This is a genomic window from Pseudomonas sp. Soil_N_39, assembly GCF_057655955.1.
The window spans coordinates 111446-131838 of sequence record NZ_JBDGLI010000010.1; the positions used below are offsets into that span (position 1 = coordinate 111446).

Sequence of the window (20393 nt, forward strand, 5' to 3'; positions counted from 1 at the left end):
CGAGCTTGCTCGCGATGAGGCCAGTGGTCCCACCACAGCACTCAGGGCTGAAACGCACCAATGAAAATCGCCGGATCCACCCGCGCATCATTCAAGCTGATATTCCAGTGCATATGCGGCCCGGTCGCGCGGCCGGTGGCGCCGACCTTGCCCACCACGGTGCCCCGGGCCAACTGCTGGCCGACCTTCACGTCGATCTTCGACATGTGGCAGAACATGCTGATGAACCCCTGGCCATGGTCGACGAACACCGTATTGCCGTTGAAGAAGTAATTGCCGGTGAGGATCACCTTGCCGGCGGCCGGGGTCTTGATCGGCGTGCCCGCGGGCACGGCGAAGTCCAGGCCGGCGTGGGGGTTGCGCTCTTCGCCGTTGAAGAAACGGCGCACGCCGAACTTGCTCGACAGCGGGCCGTTGACCGGTTTGTCCAGCAACAGGTTGCTGGGGATGTTCGGGCTGAAGCTGCGGTAGGCCTTCAGTTGCACCGCCAGCTCGGCGTCGATGCGCTTGAGGTCCGCCGGGTTCGGATTGACCTGGCGTTTGTTCTTCAGGGTAATGTGTTGCTCGGGGTACTTCTTGTAGCCGACCACGAACGGCTGGGTGCTGCCGCCGCTGCTGATCTGCTGGGTGCCGGGCTGGACCGTCAGCGGGATGCCGACAATCGCCAGCCAGTTTTGCTGTTCCTTGACCACCAGCACCGGCTTGCCCTGGTAAGTGGCTTTCGGTGCCTGGGCCGCGCTGCCCAGGTCCACCACGGCCACGCCGCCGGGCACCGGTTTGTTCAACAGGCGGGTGATGTAGCTGTCGGCCTGGGCATTGAAGGTCAGGCACAGCAAGAACAAGGGGGCGAGATATCGCGGCATGAATCAATCCAGTAAAGAAAGGGTGACCGGCGTCAGGTGATTGTCTTCGACCCGCACCAGCAGTTCGCCTTCGCCAAGCTTGGCGGTCAGGCGCTGGCCGGTCTGGGTTTGCCCGGCGCTGCGGATCGCCTGGCCGCGTTCGTCGAGCAAAATGCTGTAGCCGCGGCCGAGGGTCGCCAGGGGGCTGACGATGTGCAGCGTCTGCATCTGGTTGTGCAATTGCACGCGTCGTGCCTTGAGCCCTTCGCGCATGGCCCGGGGCAGGCGTTCGGCCAGGCTGTCCAGGCGCTGGCGCAACATGGCCAGCTGTCGGCCCGGGTGTTGCCCGGCCAGGCGGGTTTCCAGGCGGATCAGTCGTTCGCGGCGGGTGTTGAGGCTGCGCTCGAAGGCCCGGCGCATGCGCATGTCCAGGTCGTCGAGGCGTTGGGCTTGCTGGCGCAGGCGTTCGCCGGGATGACGCAGGCGTCGGGTGAGGCCTTCGAGGCGCAATTGATCGCGCATCAACCGGTCACGCATGCGCATCACCAGTCGGCGATGCAAGCTCTCGACCCGACGCACCAGGTCGCCGGCATCCGGCGCCAGCAGTTCGGCTGCGGCGGAGGGAGTCGGGGCGCGTACGTCGGCGACGAAATCGCTGATGGACACGTCGGTTTCATGGCCCACGGCGCTGACGATCGGCGTGACACAGGCGTCCACCGCCCTGGCCACGGCTTCTTCGTTGAAGCACCACAAGTCTTCCAGCGAACCGCCGCCCCGGGCCAGGATCAGCGCATCGAAACCCCGGGCATCGGCCAGTTTCAGGGCGCGGACGATTTGCGCGGTGGCTTCGCGGCCTTGCACGGCGGTGGGAATCAACGTCAGGGAAATTTGCGGCGCCCGGCGGCGAAACACGCTGATGATGTCGCGGATCACCGCCCCCGTGGGCGAGCTGATGATGCCGATGCGTTGCGGATGGGCCGGCAACGGCACCTTGCGCTCGGCACTGAACAGGCCTTCGGCGCTGAGTTTCTCCTTCAGGGCATCGAAGGCCAGGCGCAGGGCGCCATCGCCGGCCGGCTCGACGGTGTCGAGGATGAGTTGATAATCGCCACGACCTTCGAACAGCGAGACCTTGCCGCGCACCTTCACCGCCAGCCCGTCCTTCAAGGCTTGGCGCACCCGCGCGGCGTTCTGCCGGAACAGCGCGCAACGCACCTGGGCGCCGCTGTCCTTGAGGGTGAAATACACATGGCCGGAGGCCGGACGGGCGAGGTTGGAGATCTCACCCTCGACCCAGATGTTGCTGAACACGTCTTCGAGCAACACCCGCGCCCGGCCGTTGAGCTGGCTGACAGTCAGGACTTCGCGGTCCAGGCCCAGTCGGGCAAAGGGATCTTTAATCATGGGCGGCATGATAAGGGGATTCGCCAATGGTGTGCAGACAATTAGACCGGGTTGTCTGCATCGCGAGCAAGCTCGCTCCCACAGTTGATCTTCGGTGCGACATAGATCCAGTGTGGGAGCGAGCTTGCTCGCGATAGCGATAGGCCAATCACCACAAATGCTGGATATGCCCCGACACATCTGGCTAAAGTCCCGCTCTCCTCATCAAGGAAGTGCCGGATGAATCTTCTGTCATGGCTAGGCCAATGGGCATTCGCGCCAACGCAATGGCTGGTGATCGGCCTGGCCATCTCCGTTGCCTACATCGTGTTCGGCATCGCCGGGTTCGGCACGGCGCTGGTGGCCGCGCCCATCCTGCTGCTGTTCATGCCACTGTCGAAGATCATTCCGCTGCTGGTCCTGCTCGATTTTGTCGCGGCCTTCGGCAACCTGCTGCCATCGCGTCGGGACGTGTCCCGGCCGGAGCTGCTGCGGCTGTTGCCGTGCATGGCACTGGGCTGCACCCTCGGGGTGATTTTCCTGCTCAACCTCAAGTCCGACCTGTTGTTGCTGCTGATGGGGCTGTTCATCAGCAGCTATGCCATCTATAGCCTGTTGATAAAGACCCGGCCGACGCAGTTGTCTTCGCGGTGGGCATTTCCGATGGGCACGGTGGGCGGGATGTTCGGGGCGTTGTTTGGCAGTGGCGGCTTTTTATATGCCATCTACCTGAACAGCCGCCTGCCCAAGGACCCGGCCCGGGCCACGCAAAGTGCCTTGATCAGTTGCAGCACCGTGGTGCGCTTGAGCCTGTTTATCGTCGCCGGCGTGTATGCCGAGCTACCCTTGCTGGTATTGGCGCTGTGTTTGTTGCCGGCCATGGCGCTGGGGTTGTGGGCAGGGCGTCGCTTGACCATGAAGATGTCGCGAGAGGCGTTCGTGCGATTGGTGACCTGGCTAGTGCTCGCCAGCGGCATTGCCTTGATCGGACGTTACCTGAGTGCTTGACCTGGCCCCGCCAGGGATTAAGCTGCCGGCCTTTGATCAGACCCTGCCAGGGAAACAGCCAGGCCTCGCCATGAATTCGCAAAGCATCATCGTCCCGAAAATTTCCACCCTGCCGGTCCACGAGCCTCGGGCCCGGGCGATCGTGCGCTGGCTGGTACGCAAGAATATCGTCGAAGAACAACTGACCACCTGTGGACGTACCGGCAATCGCATGGCCCACGCCATCGCCCCGGGAGCCCGCGACGTGGTCATGCACCCCGAAGCCTTGCCGTTCGGCGAATCGATCAATGGCCTGGAGATCATCACCAAGCGTTGCATATATACACCGGCCAAGGGCTTTCTCGAAGAAGCCGGTTGCGCCGAGTGTCGCCGGGAGGTGGGCGAGGCGTTGTTCGAAAGCCTGGAAGACTGGATGCCTGCGCGCACCGACAACTTCACCTGTCCCGAATGCGGTCATGAAGATGACATCAATGGTTTTCTGTTCCTGCAGCCGTGTGGGTTCTCGAACCTGGGGTTCATCTTCAATAACTGGCTGGAGGCGGGGTTCAAGCAGGACTTCCTCGATGAATTCGCCGATTGGCTGGATCAGCCGGTGAGTTGGGTGAAGGTGGAGTTGTAAAGGCACTGATGAGCCAATGTGGGAGCGAGCTTGCTCGCGATGGCGGCGACACATTCAATATTGTTGCTGACTGATCCACCGCTATCGCGAGCAAGCTCGCTCCCACAGGGGAATGTGTTGGCTGTGGGGCCGGGTTTTAGCCCGTCAATCACCCCGCCAATAATAGACAGAGTTTTACATTGAGCCAGACGGGGTCCATGAGTATAATGGCGCGCTTCCATTTTCCCGCTCGGGAGCCCCCGCGATGCTGCGTATCAGCCAAGAAGCTCTGACCTTCGACGACATTCTCCTAGTGCCCGGTTATTCCGAAGTACTGCCTAACGAAGTCAGTCTCAAAACCCGTCTCACCCGTGGCATCGAACTGAATATCCCTCTGGTTTCCGCCGCCATGGACACCGTGACCGAAGCCCGTCTGGCCATTGCCATGGCCCAGGAAGGCGGTATCGGTATCATCCACAAGAACATGACCATCGAACAGCAGGCCGCCGAAGTGCGCAAGGTCAAGCGGTTCGAGGCTGGCGTGGTCAAGGATCCGATCACCATCGAGGCTGACGCCACGGTCAGGGATCTGTTCGAACTGACCCGCATGCACAACATCTCCGGCGTTCCGGTGCTGCACGATGGTGACCTGGTCGGCATCGTCACCTCCCGCGACGTGCGTTTCGAGAACCGCCTGGACGCCACCGTCCGCCAAGTGATGACGCCTAAAGAGCGCCTGGTCACGGTCAAGGAAGGCACCAGCAAGGACGACGTGCGCGAGTTGCTGCACAAACACCGCATCGAGCGCGTGCTGATCGTCGACGACAAATTCGCCCTCAAGGGCATGATGACCGTCAACGACATCGAAAAAGCCAAGGCCTACCCGCTGGCCAGCAAGGACGACCAAGGTCGTCTGCGCGTCGGCGCTGCGGTCGGCACCGGCAAGGACACCGGCGATCGCGTCGCCGCCCTGGTCAATGCCGGCGTTGACGTGGTGGTGGTCGACACCGCTCACGGCCATTCCAAAGGCGTGATCGACCGCGTTCGCTGGGTCAAGCAGAACTTCCCTGACGTGCAGGTGATCGGCGGCAACATCGCCACCGGCGAAGCCGCCAAGGCCCTGGCCGAAGCCGGCGCCGACGCGGTCAAGGTCGGTATCGGCCCTGGCTCGATCTGCACCACCCGTATCGTCGCTGGTGTCGGCGTGCCGCAGATCAGCGCCATCGCCAACGTCGCCGCCGCCCTTGAAGGCACTGGCGTGCCGTTGATCGCCGACGGCGGTATCCGCTTCTCCGGTGACCTGTCCAAGGCCATCGTCGCCGGTGCCTACTGCGTGATGATGGGCTCGATGTTCGCCGGTACCGAAGAAGCTCCGGGCGAGATCGAACTGTTCCAGGGCCGTAGCTACAAGGCCTATCGCGGCATGGGTTCGCTGGGCGCCATGTCCCAGGCCCAGGGTTCTTCCGACCGTTACTTCCAGGACTCCTCCGCGGGTGCCGAGAAGCTGGTGCCGGAAGGCATCGAAGGTCGCGTGCCGTACAAAGGCACCCTGAGCGCCATCATCCATCAACTGATGGGCGGCCTGCGTTCTTCCATGGGCTACACCGGCAGCGCCGACATCGAAGAGATGCGCACCAAGCCGGAATTCGTGCGCATCACCGGTGCCGGTATGGCCGAGTCCCATGTCCACGACGTACAGATCACCAAGGAAGCGCCGAACTACCGCGTAGGTTAAGGCCTTCAGCAAAATGTTAATCACCGGGGCTGTTCATTCAGCCCCGAGTTGTTTCTGATTCACTACATGAGAATGAGTCATGGCCCTCGACATTCACGCTCACCGCATCCTGATCCTCGACTTCGGTTCCCAGTACACCCAACTGATCGCCCGCCGCGTGCGTGAGATCGGCGTGTACTGCGAACTGCATCCGTTCGACATGGATGACGAAGCGATTCGCGAATTCGCGCCTAAAGGCGTCATCCTCGCCGGCGGCCCCGAGTCCGTGCACGAAGCCAACAGCCCGCGCTGCCCGCAAGCGGTGTTCGACCTGGGCGTGCCGGTCTTCGGTATCTGCTACGGCATGCAGACCATGGCTGAACAACTGGGCGGCAAGGTCGAAGGTTCGGACCTGCGTGAGTTCGGTTACGCCCGCGTTGACGTGGTTGGCAAGAGCCGCCTGCTGGACGGCATCGAAGATCATATCGACGCCGACGGCCTGTTCGGCCTGGACGTGTGGATGAGCCACGGTGACAAGGTCACCAAGATGCCGGAAGACTTCCACATCCTGGCCAGCACCCCGAGCTGCCCGATCGCCGGCATGTTCAACGATGACCGCCGTTACTACGGCGTGCAGTTCCACCCGGAAGTGACCCACACCAAGCAGGGCGGCCGCATCCTGTCGCGTTTCATCCTCGACATCTGCGAGTGTGAAGCCCTGTGGACCCCGTCGAAGATCGCGGAAGACGCCATCGCCCAGGTCCGCGCCCAGGTCGGCACCGATAACGTGCTGCTGGGCCTGTCCGGCGGCGTGGACTCTTCGGTGGTTGCCGCATTGCTGCACAAAGCCATCGGCGACCAACTGACCTGCGTCTTCGTCGACAACGGCCTGTTGCGTCTGCACGAAGGCGAGCAAGTGATGGCCATGTTCGCCGAGAACATGGGCGTCAAGGTGATCCGCGCCAACGCCGAAGAGCAGTTCCTGAACAACCTGGCCGGCGAGTCCGATCCGGAGAAGAAACGCAAGATCATCGGCCGCACCTTCATCGACGTGTTCGATGCCGAATCCTGCAAGCTGGACAACATCAAGTACCTGGCCCAGGGCACCATCTACCCCGACGTGATCGAGTCGGCCGGCGCCAAGAGCGGCAAGGCCCACGTGATCAAGTCCCACCACAACGTCGGTGGCCTGCCCGAGGAAATGAACCTCAAGCTGGTCGAGCCGCTGCGCGAACTGTTCAAGGACGAAGTGCGTCGTCTCGGCCTGGAACTGGGCCTGCCGTACGACATGGTCTACCGCCACCCATTCCCGGGCCCGGGCCTGGGCGTGCGGATCCTCGGTGAAGTGAAGAAGGAATACGCCGACCTGCTGCGTCGCGCCGACCATATCTTCATCGAAGAACTGCGCAAGGCCGACTGGTACCACAAGGTCAGCCAGGCCTTCGTGGTGTTCCAGCCGGTGAAATCGGTGGGCGTGGTTGGTGATGGCCGTCGCTACGCCTGGGTCGTGGCCCTGCGCGCCGTGGAAACCATCGACTTCATGACCGCTCGCTGGGCGCACCTGCCGTACGAGCTGCTGGAGACCGTTTCCGGGCGGATCATCAATGAAATCGAAGGTATTTCTCGCGTGACGTATGACGTGTCGAGCAAGCCGCCGGCGACGATTGAGTGGGAGTGAGCCTGCGCCTGCTAAGGGGCCTATGCTGACTAACAAAAAAGCCCGCTAAGTTGCGGGCTTTTTGCATTTGTCGTTGAATGGATCGACGCATAACCGCTAACCGCTGGAGATGCTTTTTCTGTCAGCAATGACTGATGCCAATCGGCAGGCGGCGTACGGCGCTGTCGAAGGCTCGGTGTATCTTGCCTCTCAGTGTGATATCGTGTGAGCAGAAAATGATCAAGCCGTTTGGGGTACTCAAGCCATGAACCACAAGCTGAACACCTATGGCGTATCCATAGTAGAGAGGCCTAAAGTTAAAGCCATCAAGAAGCTGGACTTGGGTGGCGACTTGGGTAAGCAGATCGTTTATTCAGAAACCAAGCTCGTTCTCAGAACTCACAAGAAGACTTTTCAGAAGTTGGCTGACATGTAATGGAATTGATCTTCTTTCCATTTGAACGTGTCATTGAGATAAACACTCAGATCTTGACTACCGAGCCCGGCATGAAGGGGCCAGTAAATATTCCTATCTTGCAAGGCGCGCTGGCCCGAATCGACAATGCGATCGCCTATAATGGCCTCGATGATGTATTTGAAATTGCCGCCAAGTACACTGCCAGTATCGCGCAAGGCCATGCACTGCCTGATGCTAACAAGCGCACCGGGCTTGCAGTCGGCTTGGAGTACCTTTCGCTCAATGATTATGAAATTACTCTAGATAATGATCTGATAGCGGATGCCGTTAGGGATTTGGTTACCGGCGATATCAACGAGCATGATTTCGCTGATATTCTTTACTCCTGCTTCATCGCTTCTAAAAATCAGGCTTAGCCTTAGGAAGGCCTTATATGGTCTTTCGTCGTCTATTGATAACTGGGCGGGAATGAGTCAAGCGTAAATATCGGTGGCGCTGACGGCCGCGCTATTGGCTCCGGCGCCAGCTCTGAACAAAGCCTTGTGGATAACTTCCATGGGGCTTTTTTCATTTTTGAGGGTCAATTCCAGGCTTCATCTGAGAGGGAAATATCAGCTTGCTGACGTCGGTGCACAAGGCGAGTGCATCTATCTGGCATTTGGCCGGCGTGCTGGCCTGGCTGCAGACCAAGGGCAACTATTCGCTTATCAAAGGACGTGTTGGATGTGGCCCAGGTGGCGTTGCAGGTCAACGTTGCGAAAGAAGGCCTGCGGTTACCTGGCATGGCTTCCAAAGAGTTGGGCGCTTTGGTTGGGAAACAGCATGTTCAGCCTCTTCATCAGTTTGACGAGCCGGTTGTCAGGAGTAATCGTTTTTGTGCGCGGCTCCTATTATCTAATCGTTTTTTACAACCTTAACCGTTTGCTGACAAGATCAGGTGCACGACATCATTTCTGGATTGCCCGTGCTGCAGCAGGTAGGGGTGTGGGCTGAAATCGTTGATGCCGTCTCGCGGGCGTTTGAGGAGGACGGTGGAGCGGGTGCTGCTGTGATTGATCGATATCGCCCGGGAAAGCCTATCGACCGCTGAAGTTCCTTCATGCAGCTTCCCCGTCACCTTCCGCTACGATTGCCGCCTCAGCGCGACTGATTTGGTCGGGCTGACCGACGTTGTTACCTGGTATGGCTTCCGAAGAGTTGGAAGCTTTGGTTGGGTGACAGTGTTGGGGAGTCGCTGAAGTGGGATTTCCATGACATGGGAGCGAATAGACCCCAGCACTGACCTGCGCCCGCTAGCATGCCGCACTAGGTTCGGACGACCATAGGAAAGGGTTTTAGCCAACGTCAAAAGACTGGTTTAGGCATTAGAGAAACTGCGACCGAATCAAATCCGTATCGAACGGCGTTATCCCTTGATCAGGCGCAAATACCGTCTGTGCCTGTTGCGGCGAAGCCACCCGTTCTCCTCGTGCGCGTGCATGTAAATCGAACAGCGTCTCCAAATTCGGACGGGGTGTGTGCACCAAGGCCCGCAGCATCAACGATACCCCACTCAGGTTGTTTTGAACGTTGTTCCACCGCGGCGATGACGTGAGCCCCAGATCGGCCCAAATCACGCGTCGCTCCTGCAAGTCCATCACGAATGGCAGACAGATCTCGGTGTCGGATGCGATATCGAGACGGTCGATCACGGATCGCGGTTCGAATACTTCACCCGATGCCACGTCGGCACGGGCCATCCAGCCAGCGAAGCACTCGGGAAGATCGCAGTACGGTTGCTCGGTGTATGAGTTGATCGACGTGACGACGTAGCGGATACCCTTCTCGACGAGGGCATCAAGGTCGAGGTCGATGAACTCCGAAGCCCCGTGGGGCGCGTCGACGATATCGCCGCTGTGGTAGCCCCCGAACCCCTTCAGGTTGTAGTACGCGACAGTTTGCGTGAACACGAAATTGGCGTCGAAAAATGCGGCAGACAAGTCGATGTCCGTGCGTTCACTGCCGTTCTTCCACCACAGGAACAGGCGAATGAAACGCGTGTCAGGCATAGGCAACCGGCTGCCTCGCACCAGCGTACGCAGCGACTTCGATGCGGCACGTTGTGCCATCGGCACCCTATATTCGCGCAGGGCAGGGTCGATGAAACAGCGGCCTAGCGGCGGTAGTGACGCAAAACGCGTTATGAGAGCGTCCTGGCATATTCGGGCTGTGCGCGCCAACACCTCGGGTGTGAGAGGTTCACGTCGATCCTCAATGCCGTAGACTTTGGCCAATGCCCCTTTCGGCGTGAAGGCCCGCAGGGGCAGGGGGCGCGGGGCTCGTACTTGGGCCAGCACTTGCAGCAGGATGGGGGTGGACACTTGTATCGCGACGGCTTCAAACGCGTCGAGTACAGCGTCTGCTTCGCTCGCGCGGCGCAAGGTCACATCCAGCCGTCGTGCGAATTCACCGGGACGCTCCTGCAATAAGGGCGTGAGCGCGGCGATCTGACGTTGGGCAAGCATTGTTTCGACACGTGATCCAAACGAGGCCTGCGGGTCTTTGCGGCGCGCTGCCGTGATGGCGACGAGTGCTCGTGGATACTTGTCGGCGTACTCCCCCGGATGCAGTACTTCGGCCAGGCGTTTCCAGCGTTCGGTATGACGCATCACATCCTCCGCTGCGTTGGGTGCGCGATCAAGTAGGCGCAACAGCAGACGGCGCGTCGCGCGCTTCATCGCTGTGAAACGTGTCGAAGCTGTCGTCAGTGACACGTCGCCTCCATTCAGCGCGACCGCCAGTCGCAGCACGTCTGTCGCCGTTTCGACGTTTCGCTCCAGGAATGCGTCCAGCCGCGCATCGCTGGCTACATGCAGGAGCAGTGCGCCGCCAACCAATGCACGAGTCTCCCGGAACGGTACGGCTTCAGGCAACAGGCGAAACACATCGCTTTTGTACGTTCGGATAAACCAGACGACATCGGCAGTTTCCTCTTCGGCGAGCGAGGTACGCGATGAAACCAGCGGCTCGAGCAGTGACTCGAACTCGGTGACGCTGCCCGGTTCGATAACTCGGGATATGAAATTTCCTTCAAGCATTGCGGGTCGAGCGTGTTCGCTTGGTGGCAAACGCCAAAGCGTGAGGTAGTGCATGACGGCGGTAATGTATAACTCCGCCTCTGAGGCCTTCAGAACTTGTTCCGGGAAGGCAGGATAAAGCGGCCGGTGGTGCACATGAGCGCCGGTCTGCCGCCGAAGCACTCCGACAACGTCGCGCAGCCAGTGCGTGAGTTCTGCTGCCGAGAGCATGCCGAGTCGCTCGATCAGTGGCTCCGATAGCACGCATCGGAACGCCGCGACCTCCTGGACAGCCGACGCGACCTGAGCGCGCGTAGCACCGCCGGTGCCCATAGGGACGTGAACCTTGGTACGGCGACGCAGGAACAGCTCCTGATTCATGCTTGATGTTCTCCCTTGGCCGCCGTGGTGAGTGAGCTGCAGCGTCACGTCTGCAGTCGATGTAAAAACGCCTGCAAGAAGCAGGCGCGGTGTGGAGAGCGGAACCCCTAGATCATCAGAGGTTAGAAGGAAGGTGTTCCATAGCCACGCAGGCATTGTACGGATGGTGGGTTCTGCTTGTCATGTAAACACATATCTTGAAACCTGCTCGATTCTCGGCTGGCAATTTTTGTCGTGACGTGCCAATTACACAATGCGTGACCCCGTATCCACACGGCGTTTTGTCTTCACCGCCGCGCCACATCCGAAAAATAAAACTTATCCAGGGTATGCCGCGATTCGGTGTACTCGAACTGTCGGCCGTCCTGAAGAAAGGTCTGGTTGCTCACCACGATGACATGGCTCTGGCCGTCGAGATCCAGGTGCTGCTGATCGTCCTTGGCGCAGCGGACCGCTTCGATGGTGCGCTGGGCGTAGGCGATTTGCAGTTGCAGGGTTTGTTCGATGAAGGCGTAGATCGACTGCACGGCGATGTCGCGGGTCAGGCCGGGGATCACGTCGCTGACGAAGTGGTTGATGTCCAGGATCACGCGTTTGCCATCGATTCGCCGGACTCGTTTGATGCGGGTGACCTGGCTGCCGGCGGGTGCCTTGATGTGCTCGAGCAAGGCACCTTGCAACGGCAACTGGCTGAACTCGACCACTTCGGTGCTGACATCGTTGCCCAGGCGCGGGTAGGTCTCCTGGAAGCTGACGATGCCGCCGAGTTGGAATTCGATGGGTTGGGTGGACAGTACGAAGGTGCCCTTGCCGTGGATCTTCTGGGCGAAGCCGCGCTCCTGAAGTTGTTCGATGGCCTTGCGCACCGTGCCACGACTGGCCTGATAGCTGTCCATCAGTTCGGTTTCGGAGGGCAGGCGGGCGCCTCGCTCGAGGCGTTCGGTGGTAATGCTGGTCAGCAGATCGTTGTAGATCTGGTTGTATTTACTCATGGAGAGGGCTCTGTACCGCGCTGTTCACCGGGGCGGAACCTTACGGGCCAAATGGGGGATTTGTCCATTCGGCTGTCATTATTCGCCGACAGGAGCGTAGGACGTTTCCGCGATTTTCGGGGGCTCATCATAAACAAAAACACAACTCGTCTGTACGAGTTGTTGATTTAACTCGTACAGACGAGTACTTTCTCTTCCACGTGCTGTCGACTCTCAATAACAAGAATGACGCGGAAGAAAAAAGCATGAGCCACGATTACCCCAAAATCGCCAGTGAGCTGCTGCAAAGCTTGGGTGGCGTCGAGAATATCGAGCAGGCGGCCCATTGCGTGACGCGCCTGCGCTTGTCCCTCAAGGACGCGGCCCGGGTGGACAGTGCCACGCTGAACCAGGTCGACCTGGTCAAGGGCTCGTTTTTTACCGGTGGCCTGTTCCAGGTGGTCATTGGCCCGGGCGAGGTGGAAAAGGTCTACGCCGCCCTGCGCGAACTGACCGGCCTGGCCGCCGCGACCATTGCCGACGTCAAGCGCCAGGGCGCACAGAAGGGCAACGGCATGCAGCGCCTGGTGCGGGTGCTGTCCGATGTGTTCATGCCCATCCTGCCCGCCCTGGTGATCGCCGGCCTGCTGATGGGCGTCAACAACCTGCTGGGCGCCAAGGGCATGTTCATTGCCGGGCAGACGTTGCTCGATGCCTATCCGAACCTGGACGGCGTCTGGAGCCTGATCAACCTGATGGCCAATACCTCCTTCGTTTTCCTCCCGGCCCTGGTGGGCTGGTCGGCGGCCAAGCGTTTCGGCGGCAGTGAGATCCTCGGCATCGTGCTGGGCCTGATGCTCGTCCACCCGGACCTGCTCAACGCCTGGAACTACGGCAAGGCCGTGGCGGGGTTGGAAGGCCAGAGCCTGCCGTACTTCGACATCTTCGGCTGGTTCCGGATCGAGAAAGTCGGCTACCAGGGGCAGATCCTGCCGATCCTGCTGGCGGCCTATGTCATGAGTGTGATCGAGCGATGGTTGCGGGCCAGGGTGCCCAACGCGATCCAACTGCTGGTGATCCCCATCACCACCATCGTGATCACCGGGGTACTGGCCCTCGCCATCATCGGTCCGGTCACCCGGCACCTGGGCATTCTGATCACTGAAGGCATGGTGGCGCTGTTCGACCTGGCGCCGGTGATTGGCGGGGCGATTTTCGGCCTGCTCTATGCACCGCTGGTGGTGACCGGCATGCACCACATGTTCCTGGCGGTGGACCTGCAGTTGATCTCGACCCAGGGCGGCACGTTCATCTGGCCGATGATCGTCATGTCCAACCTGGCCCAGGGCAGTGCGGCGCTGGCGGTGTTCTACATGACCCGCAATGCGCGGGACAAGAGCATGGCGTCCACCTCGGCGATTTCCGCCTATTTCGGGATCACGGAGCCGGCGATGTTCGGCGTCAACCTGCGCTACAAGTTCCCCTTCTATTGCGCCCTGGCCGGCTCGGCCCTGGGTTGTATTTTCCTGTCGTTGAACAAGATCAAGGCCTCGGCGATTGGCGTCGGGGGGCTGCCGGGTTTCATTTCGATCGTGCCTGACTACATACCGATGTTCGTGGTCGGCATGGTCATCGCCATGAGCGTGCCCTTTGCCCTGACCTGTGCATTGAGCATGAAGATCGTTCGGCCGGGGTATCGGGTGGCCTGAGCCCTGTGGGAGCCGGGCTTGCCCGCGATGAGGCCTGTAAGGCCGGTACAAACAGACTGAAGGAAACGCACATGCAAGACTGGCAACGCTCGGTGATCTACCAGATCTATCCCAAGAGTTTCTACAGCCATGGCGGCCAGGCCACCGGTGATTTGCTGGGGGTGGTGGACAAGCTCGACTACTTGCACTGGCTGGGTGTGGACTACCTGTGGCTGACGCCGTTCCTGCGTTCGCCGCAGCGGGACAATGGCTACGACATCAGCGACTACTACGCCATCGACCCCAGCTACGGCACCATGGCCGACTGCGAGTTATTGATCGCCGAGGCGCGCAAGCGCGGTATCAAGCTGATGCTCGACATCGTGGTCAATCACACCTCCATCGAGCATCCCTGGTTCCAGGCCGCCCGCAGCAGCCTCGACAACCCGTACCGCGATTTCTATATCTGGCGGGACCAGCCGAACACCTGGGAGTCCAAGTTCGGCGGCTCGGCCTGGGAGTACGAAGCGCAGACTGGCCAGTATTACCTGCACCTGTTCGACCATACCCAGGCCGACCTGAACTGGGACAACCCCCAGGTGCGCGCCGAAGTGTTCAAGATGATGCGTTTCTGGCGGGACAAGGGGGTAGGGGGCTTTCGTCTCGATGTGATCAACCTGATCTCCAAGCCAGCCGACTTCCCTGACGACCACACCGATGGCCGGCGCTTCTACACCGACGGCCCCAACGTGCACCGCTACCTGCAGGAAATGCATCGGGAAGTCTTCGAGGGTTTCGACCTGATCAACGTCGGCGAGATGTCGTCCACCAGCCTTGAGCACTGCGTTCGTTACTCCTGTCCGGCTTCGCGCGAACTGTCGATGACCTTCAATTTCCATCACTTGAAGGTGGATTACCCGAACCTGCAAAAGTGGGTGCGGGCCGACTTCGATTTTCTCGAGCTCAAACGCATCCTGTCCGACTGGCAGGTCGGCATGCAGGCCGGTGACGGTTGGAATGCGCTGTTCTGGTGTAACCATGACCAGCCGCGGGTGGTGTCGCGGTTCGGTGATGACGGTGAATACCGCGTGCCTTCGGCGAAGATGCTCGCCACGGCGTTGCACTTTCTCCAGGGCACGCCGTTCGTGTACCAGGGCGAGGAATTGGGCATGACCAATCCGGGCTTCGAGCACATCGAGCAATACCGCGATGTGGAAACCCTGAACATCTATCGCCTCAAGCGCAACGCCGGCGTATCCGAAGCCGAGGCCATGGCACCGATCATGCAGAAGTCCCGTGACAACGGGCGCACGCCGATGCAATGGAATGCCGGGCCGAACGCGGGTTTCAGCCGGGTCGAGCCCTGGATTGGCGTGCCGGCCAACGCCGCTTTCATCAATGTCGAGCAACAACAAGAAGACGCGACCTCGGTGTTGCATTACTACCGTGAGCTGATCGCCCTGCGTCGCAGCGAAGCCTTGATCCAGGACGGCGTCTACCGCCTGCTGCTGCCTGAGCATCCGCACGTGTGGGCGTACCTGCGCGAAGGGCAGGGGGAGCGCCTGCTGGTAGTCAGCCATTTTTATGGGGGCGACTGCGAGGTGGAACTGCCCGAAGGGATTCTCACCCATGACACGAAACAACGCTGGGTGATCGGCAACTACGAGGCCGGCGAACACCGATACCGACGGCTGCGCCTGCGGCCCTACGAGTCGTTCGTGCTGCACTTGAGCGACTGAATAAAAAACTTCCCCTGACCCAGGCACTGCCTGACAGCGAACACGTTGCGCCAGACGCATCGTGGGCCCTTTGTCGTCAACCAAACGGCAAATAGGGGGAAGTCATGGAGCAAAAAAACAATAAGAAACAATGGAGAGGCATATGAAAACAATAATAAACCGTGGCCTGGCCGCGTCCTGTATCTGCCTGGCGCTGCCGTCCTCGGTTCAGGCGCTGGAATTTTCCGGTTATCTGCGTAGCGGCGTCGGCAGCGCGACCAATGGCCGTTCCCAGTCCTGCTTCCAGCTACCCGGGGCGCAGACTAAATATCGGTTGGGCAACGAGTGCGAGCAGTACGGGGAACTGGAGCTGCGCCAGGACCTGTTCACCCTCGACGATGGCTCGGTGTTGAGCGTGGACGGCATGGCATCGCTGTACAACCGCTATGACCGCACGCCGACTTTCCAGGGTGAAAACGGCTCGGCCCGCATGCCGCAGATGTATGCCCAATGGTCGAACATGCCTAGCCTGAACGGCGGGTCGTTGTGGGCAGGTCGGCGTTACTACAAACGTAACGACATTCATATCTCGGATTTCTACTACTGGAACCAGAGCGCCACCGGTGGTGGGATCGAGGACGTGCTGATCGGTGGGCTGAAATACAGCTACGCCTTCTCGCGCAAGGACAACCTGTACCAGAAAGACCCGGTCAACCGGCATGACTTCAACGTCGCCGGTTTCAATACCAACCCCGGCGGCGAGCTGGAATTTGGCCTGAGCTTCATCGACCGGGCGGACCGTCGTGACGCCCATCGCGGTTGGGCCCTGACTGCCCAGCATGTGCAGCAGGACTTCCTGGGCGGCAAGAATAAACTGGCCTTGCAGTACGGCGAGGGCCCAGGCACCGGGCTGGGGTATACCGGCGATACCGGGCTGGACGACAGCAACAAGAGCTATCGTCTGGTGGAGTTTTTCGATTGGCAGGTCACGCCGCGTTTTGGCGGGCAGGTGCAGGCGGTGTACCAGAAGGACATCCGTCCCGACGGCGCCGACCAGGACTGGGTGTCGTTGGGCGTTCGCCCGGCGTACGCCATCACCGACCAGTTCAAGCTGGTGGCCGAACTGGGCCACGACCAGGTGCAGGCCAGCGATGGAACACGCAAGCTGAGCAAATTCACCTTCGCGCCTACCTGGTCGCCCAAGGGCCCGGAATTCTGGGCTCGCCCGGAAATACGGCTCTATTACACCTACGCCAGTTGGAACGCGGCGGCCCAGCGAGCAGCCAATGAACTGGCTGCTGGCTCGGCGCTGTCGGACACCGGTGCGTTTGGCGGTGCGCGACATGGTTCCAACGTGGGCCTGCAGGTCGAATATTGGTGGAAATGACCCGTGTAGCGCGGGTCGCTGATCGCTGCGTGCCCGCGATGCGAAAAGAATAGACAGCAGCAGGTGAAGTCATGAACACAACGCAACCTTTGCAATTGCTCGCACCGCTGTCCGGGGTCCTGATGCCTTTGGACAGTGTGCCGGATCCAGTCTTCTCCAGCCGTGTGGTGGGGGATGGCATCTGCATCGATCCGACCTCGCAGACCCTTTGCGCGCCGCTGTCCGGCGTCATCGGCACACTCCAGGACAGCGCCCATGCGGTGAGTATCACCGCTGACAACGGTGTCCAGGTACTGATGCACATCGGCCTGGACACGGTCAACCTGGCGGGTAACGGCTTCACCTCGCGGGTGGCAATGGGGCAACGGGTCGAGGCCGGCCAGCCGCTGATCGATTTCGATGCCGACTACATCGCCTTGCATGCGCGCAGTCTGTTGACGCTGATGCTGGTGGTCAGCGGCGAACCCTTCCGCCTACTTGTGGACGAGGCGATTTGCGTCGAAAGCGGCACGCCGTTGTTGCAGGTACGCTCAGGTGAGCAAGGGGCGGTTGATGAGGCGCAGCAGGGCTCGGTGCTGTTTTCCCGGCCGCTGATCGTGCCCAATGAAAGCGGCCTGCATGCCCGTCCTGCCGCGGTGCTCGCCCAAGCGGCCAAGGGGTTCGAGGCCACTATTCAACTGCATAAACAGCAAGCCAGCGCCAACGCCAAGTCCCTGGTGGCGATCATGGCGTTGCAGACGGCCAAGGGTGACCGCGTGCAGATCAGTGCCGTCGGCCCCCAGGCCGGGCAGGCCATCGAGGCGTTGGAACAGTTGCTGCTGTCGGGATGCGGCGAAACGGTGCAAGCGCCGCTGGCGTTGGAGCCGACCATGACCGTCGAACCGTCGCTGCCCAGCCGGCTGCGGGGCGTCTGCGCGTCGTCCGGTTCGGCGTTTGGCGAAGTGGTCCAGATCGCCTCCCAGGTGTGGGACATCGACGAGGCGGGCGCCGGCATCGAGGCTGAGCAGGCGGCCCTGGATCAAGCATTGGAGCAGGCGACGCAAGCCTTGAAGGCTTTGCAGGACGAGGCGGCGGGCAGCGTCCAGGCGCAGATTTTTCGGGCCCATCAAGAGTTGTTGGAAGACCCCACCTTGCTGGAGCAGGCCCAAGCCTTGATCGCCGAGGGCAAGAGCGCGGCATTCGCCTGGAAAACCGCCACCGAGGCGAGCGCCGCGCTGTTCCAGCAATTGGGCAGCGCTTTGCTGGCCGAGCGCGCAACGGACCTGGCCGATGTCGGGCAACGGGTGCTCAAGCTGATCCTGGGGGTGCAGGACAACGCCTGGAACCTGCCTGAACAGGCGATCCTGGTGGCCGAGCAACTGACGCCGTCCCAGACCGCCAGCCTCGACACCTCACGCATCGCCGGTTTCGTCACCGTGGGCGGCGGCGCTACCAGCCATGTCGCGATCCTGGCCCGTGCGCTGGGCCTGCCCTCGTTGTGTGGCGTGGCGCAATCCGTGCTGGCCCTGGATAACGGCACCCGGGTGTTGCTGGACGCCGACGGCGGCGAACTGCATGTGAATCCGGAGCAGGCCCTGATCGAGCAACGCGAGGCCGCGGGTGACCGGCAGCGCCAGCGACATCAGCGTGACCTGGAACAGTCGGCCCTGGCGGCTCGGACCCTTGACGGCCATCGCGTCGAAGTCAGTGCCAATGTTGGGTCGCTGCGGGACGTGGAGCAGGCCATGGCCCTGGGAGGCGAAGGCGTGGGACTGTTGCGCTCCGAACTGCTCTATCTGGATCGCGCGCACCCACCTGGCCATGACGAGCAAGCGACCCTCTACAGCGCCGTCGCCCGGGCGCTTGGGCCTGAGCGCAACCTGGTGGTTCGCACCCTGGACGTGGGCGGCGACAAACCGCTGGCCTATGTGCCGATGGCTCATGAGGCCAACCCATTCCTGGGCATGCGTGGTATTCGCCTGTGCCTGGAACGGCCGCAGTTGCTGCGCGAACAGTTCCGGGCAATTCTTGCCTGTTCGGGGTTGGCACGGCTGCACATCATGTTGCCCATGGTCACGCAATTGGCGGAGCTGCGCCTGGCGCGGCAGATGCTGGACGAAGAGGTCCGCCACCTGGGACTCAAGCAGGCGCCGAAGCTGGGCATCATGATCGAAGTGCCGGCGGCGGCGCTGATGGCCGACCTGTTTGCCCCTGAAGTGGATTTCTTCTCCATCGGCACCAACGACCTGACCCAATACACCCTGGCCATGGACCGTGACCACCCGCGTCTGGCCAGCCAGGCCGATGGCCTGCATCCCTCGGTGTTGCGCCTGGTCGCCCGTACGGTCGAAGCCGCTCGCACCCACGGCAAGTGGGTTGGGGTGTGTGGCGCGCTGGCCTCGGAACCCCTGGCGGTGCCGGTGTTGCTAGGGTTGGGCGTGGATGAATTGTCGGTCAGCGTGCCGCTGATTCCGTCGATCAAGGCCTGCGTGCGTGAATGGAGCCTGAGCGAGTGCCGCACGCTGGCTCAACAGGCCTTGGCCCAGGAAAGCGCGGAGCAGGTGCGTGACCTCCTGCGTACTCACTCATCCACCGCCAACCCGGCCACCTTGGCCACGGAGCATTGAACATGTTCGACAAACTACAACAGGCTTTCTGGAAAGCCCTGACCCCGGACCTGGTACCCGAAGAGCCCAAGCAGTCGCCAGCGGTTGAAGGGCTGGCGCCAGCCATCATCGCCGCGTTGGGCGGCGCGGAAAACCTCAAGTCCCATCAACCCGTGGCCTTGACGCGGCTGCGGGTAGAACTGCGGGACGTAACGCGGATCGATCGGGCCGGGTTGAGCGTCGCCGGTGTGATGGGGGTGATGATGCTGGACAACGGCGTGGTGCATCTGATTACCGGCTTGCAGGGCTGACTTTTTGGGGGCTGCTGCGCAGCCCAGTGAGAGCCACAAAAGCGGTTCGCCACGAGGGAGATCGGTGGGAGTTCCTCACGCGTTCTATACTCCTGGCACCCATTGCGGCAAACGATATGCCGCAATAAGGAGCCTGCCATGAATGACACTCAAAAACTCGCCGCCTTGCGCATCGTTTTGGTCGTGGTCGGTGTGATTGCCGTCTTCGCGATCTGGCCGTTGATGATGCTGTGGCCGTCCGGCTGGGCGTGGCACAGCGGCCATTCCGACTATCCGCTGATGATCGTCGGAATTTACGCGACGCTCGGCGTGTTCCTGCTGATGGCGTCTCGCGAACCGATGAAACACCTGAGCCTGATCTGGTTCACCGTGTGGTCGAGCGTCGTGCACGGCGCGATCATGGCGGTGCAGTCGTTTGGCGTCGGGATGGACGGGGCGAGCCAATACGGCCATCTATTGGGCGATGTGCCCGCGTTATTCATCGTTGCGGTGGCGCTGGCATTTTTTACACCGCGGGGCGAGAAAGCGCGTTTGCTGCCTGATTGACCCCGGGTGGGGCGGTAACCAAAAGCCTTGTGGATAACTTCCATGAGGCTTTTTTCATTTTAGCTGGCCTTACTGTTTCTCATCTGCGGGTGTATCGTATTCGCCTTTTGCGGGCCCCATGGTCCGTCGC

The 20393-nt window shown here is 61.0% G+C and carries 15 protein-coding genes and 1 pseudogene; 12 read left to right on the forward strand and 4 right to left on the reverse strand.

The window, feature by feature from the left end:
• Positions 1-41: 41 nt before the first annotated feature.
• Both AC3A5O_RS16375 and xseA read right to left on the reverse strand, forming a co-directional pair.
• The gene (locus AC3A5O_RS16375) at positions 42-863 is read right to left on the reverse strand and encodes a peptidoglycan DD-metalloendopeptidase family protein (RefSeq protein WP_305491744.1); all 822 of its coding nucleotides are present in this window, start codon (positions 861-863) and stop codon (positions 42-44) included.
• A 3-nt stretch (positions 864-866) separates the two neighbouring features.
• Positions 867-2246 (reverse strand): exodeoxyribonuclease VII large subunit, encoded by a 1380-nt coding sequence (gene xseA / locus AC3A5O_RS16380; protein WP_305469836.1) that lies wholly within the window; start codon positions 2244-2246, stop codon positions 867-869.
• A gap of 219 nt (positions 2247-2465) precedes the next feature.
• On the opposite strand from xseA, the gene AC3A5O_RS16385 reads away from it, so the two are divergent.
• From AC3A5O_RS16385 to AC3A5O_RS16410, 6 genes and pseudogenes are all read left to right on the forward strand, one after another.
• The gene (locus AC3A5O_RS16385) at positions 2466-3233 is read left to right on the forward strand and encodes a sulfite exporter TauE/SafE family protein (RefSeq protein ID WP_122568798.1); all 768 of its coding nucleotides are present in this window, start codon (positions 2466-2468) and stop codon (positions 3231-3233) included.
• Positions 3234-3303: 70 nt separating this feature from the next.
• On the forward strand, positions 3304-3852 hold the full coding sequence (locus tag AC3A5O_RS16390; protein ID WP_122568902.1) for a sugar ABC transporter ATPase: 549 nt from the start codon (positions 3304-3306) through the stop codon (positions 3850-3852).
• A gap of 244 nt (positions 3853-4096) precedes the next feature.
• Positions 4097-5566 carry an IMP dehydrogenase gene (gene guaB, locus AC3A5O_RS16395; protein WP_122568796.1) on the forward strand — a complete coding sequence of 490 codons (1470 nt, stop codon included), beginning with the start codon at positions 4097-4099 and terminating at the stop codon, positions 5564-5566.
• Positions 5567-5645: 79 nt separating this feature from the next.
• Positions 5646-7223, forward strand: a complete 1578-nt coding sequence (guaA, locus tag AC3A5O_RS16400; protein ID WP_210642979.1) for a glutamine-hydrolyzing GMP synthase — start codon at positions 5646-5648, stop codon at positions 7221-7223.
• Between the two features lie 414 nt (positions 7224-7637).
• The gene (locus AC3A5O_RS16405) at positions 7638-8036 is read left to right on the forward strand and encodes a type II toxin-antitoxin system death-on-curing family toxin (RefSeq protein ID WP_305469843.1); all 399 of its coding nucleotides are present in this window, start codon (positions 7638-7640) and stop codon (positions 8034-8036) included.
• Between the two features lie 212 nt (positions 8037-8248).
• Positions 8249-8435, forward strand: a pseudogene (locus AC3A5O_RS16410) (DNA-binding protein); the annotation flags it as partial.
• A gap of 549 nt (positions 8436-8984) precedes the next feature.
• Here the strand turns inward: AC3A5O_RS16410 and AC3A5O_RS16415 are convergent.
• Both AC3A5O_RS16415 and treR read right to left on the reverse strand, forming a co-directional pair.
• Entirely contained in the window at positions 8985-11057 is a 2073-nt protein-coding gene (locus AC3A5O_RS16415; protein WP_305469845.1) for a TerD family protein, read from the reverse strand.
• 287 nt (positions 11058-11344) lie between these two features.
• The gene (treR, locus tag AC3A5O_RS16420; RefSeq protein ID WP_305469847.1) at positions 11345-12049 is read right to left on the reverse strand and encodes a trehalose operon repressor; all 705 of its coding nucleotides are present in this window, start codon (positions 12047-12049) and stop codon (positions 11345-11347) included.
• A 245-nt stretch (positions 12050-12294) separates the two neighbouring features.
• Between treR and treP the strand changes: the two genes are divergently transcribed.
• From treP to AC3A5O_RS16450, 6 genes are all read left to right on the forward strand, one after another.
• Entirely contained in the window at positions 12295-13737 is a 1443-nt protein-coding gene (gene treP, locus AC3A5O_RS16425; RefSeq protein ID WP_122568791.1) for a PTS system trehalose-specific EIIBC component, read from the forward strand.
• Positions 13738-13808: 71 nt separating this feature from the next.
• The gene (treC, locus tag AC3A5O_RS16430) at positions 13809-15455 is read left to right on the forward strand and encodes an alpha,alpha-phosphotrehalase (protein ID WP_305469849.1); all 1647 of its coding nucleotides are present in this window, start codon (positions 13809-13811) and stop codon (positions 15453-15455) included.
• A 142-nt stretch (positions 15456-15597) separates the two neighbouring features.
• Positions 15598-16821: a maltoporin gene (locus AC3A5O_RS16435; RefSeq protein WP_122568789.1), complete on the forward strand. Its 1224-nt coding sequence runs from the start codon at positions 15598-15600 to the stop codon at positions 16819-16821.
• Positions 16822-16892: 71 nt separating this feature from the next.
• The gene (gene ptsP, locus AC3A5O_RS16440) at positions 16893-19427 is read left to right on the forward strand and encodes a phosphoenolpyruvate--protein phosphotransferase (RefSeq protein ID WP_305469850.1); all 2535 of its coding nucleotides are present in this window, start codon (positions 16893-16895) and stop codon (positions 19425-19427) included.
• Positions 19428-19429: 2 nt separating this feature from the next.
• The gene (locus AC3A5O_RS16445; protein WP_122568787.1) at positions 19430-19717 is read left to right on the forward strand and encodes a PTS sugar transporter subunit IIB; all 288 of its coding nucleotides are present in this window, start codon (positions 19430-19432) and stop codon (positions 19715-19717) included.
• A 138-nt stretch (positions 19718-19855) separates the two neighbouring features.
• Entirely contained in the window at positions 19856-20263 is a 408-nt protein-coding gene (locus tag AC3A5O_RS16450; protein WP_305469852.1) for a DUF6632 domain-containing protein, read from the forward strand.
• Positions 20264-20393: the final 130 nt, after the last annotated feature.

What these genes read in the sequence shown, in the direction of transcription:
- AC3A5O_RS16375 (WP_305491744.1), bottom strand. Translation starts at nt 863, where the DNA reads ATGCCGCGATATCTCGCCCCCTTGTTCTTGCTGTGCCTGACCTTCAAT.
- xseA (WP_305469836.1), bottom strand. Translation starts at nt 2,246, where the DNA reads ATGATTAAAGATCCCTTTGCCCGACTGGGCCTGGACCGCGAAGTCCTG.
- AC3A5O_RS16385 (WP_122568798.1), top strand. Translation starts at nt 2,466, where the DNA reads ATGAATCTTCTGTCATGGCTAGGCCAATGGGCATTCGCGCCAACGCAA.
- AC3A5O_RS16390 (WP_122568902.1), top strand. Translation starts at nt 3,304, where the DNA reads ATGAATTCGCAAAGCATCATCGTCCCGAAAATTTCCACCCTGCCGGTC.
- guaB (WP_122568796.1), top strand. Translation starts at nt 4,097, where the DNA reads ATGCTGCGTATCAGCCAAGAAGCTCTGACCTTCGACGACATTCTCCTA.
- guaA (WP_210642979.1), top strand. Translation starts at nt 5,646, where the DNA reads ATGGCCCTCGACATTCACGCTCACCGCATCCTGATCCTCGACTTCGGT.
- AC3A5O_RS16405 (WP_305469843.1), top strand. Translation starts at nt 7,638, where the DNA reads ATGGAATTGATCTTCTTTCCATTTGAACGTGTCATTGAGATAAACACT.
- AC3A5O_RS16415 (WP_305469845.1), bottom strand. Translation starts at nt 11,057, where the DNA reads ATGAATCAGGAGCTGTTCCTGCGTCGCCGTACCAAGGTTCACGTCCCT.
- treR (WP_305469847.1), bottom strand. Translation starts at nt 12,049, where the DNA reads ATGAGTAAATACAACCAGATCTACAACGATCTGCTGACCAGCATTACC.
- treP (WP_122568791.1), top strand. Translation starts at nt 12,295, where the DNA reads ATGAGCCACGATTACCCCAAAATCGCCAGTGAGCTGCTGCAAAGCTTG.
- treC (WP_305469849.1), top strand. Translation starts at nt 13,809, where the DNA reads ATGCAAGACTGGCAACGCTCGGTGATCTACCAGATCTATCCCAAGAGT.
- AC3A5O_RS16435 (WP_122568789.1), top strand. Translation starts at nt 15,598, where the DNA reads ATGAAAACAATAATAAACCGTGGCCTGGCCGCGTCCTGTATCTGCCTG.
- ptsP (WP_305469850.1), top strand. Translation starts at nt 16,893, where the DNA reads ATGAACACAACGCAACCTTTGCAATTGCTCGCACCGCTGTCCGGGGTC.
- AC3A5O_RS16445 (WP_122568787.1), top strand. Translation starts at nt 19,430, where the DNA reads ATGTTCGACAAACTACAACAGGCTTTCTGGAAAGCCCTGACCCCGGAC.
- AC3A5O_RS16450 (WP_305469852.1), top strand. Translation starts at nt 19,856, where the DNA reads ATGAATGACACTCAAAAACTCGCCGCCTTGCGCATCGTTTTGGTCGTG.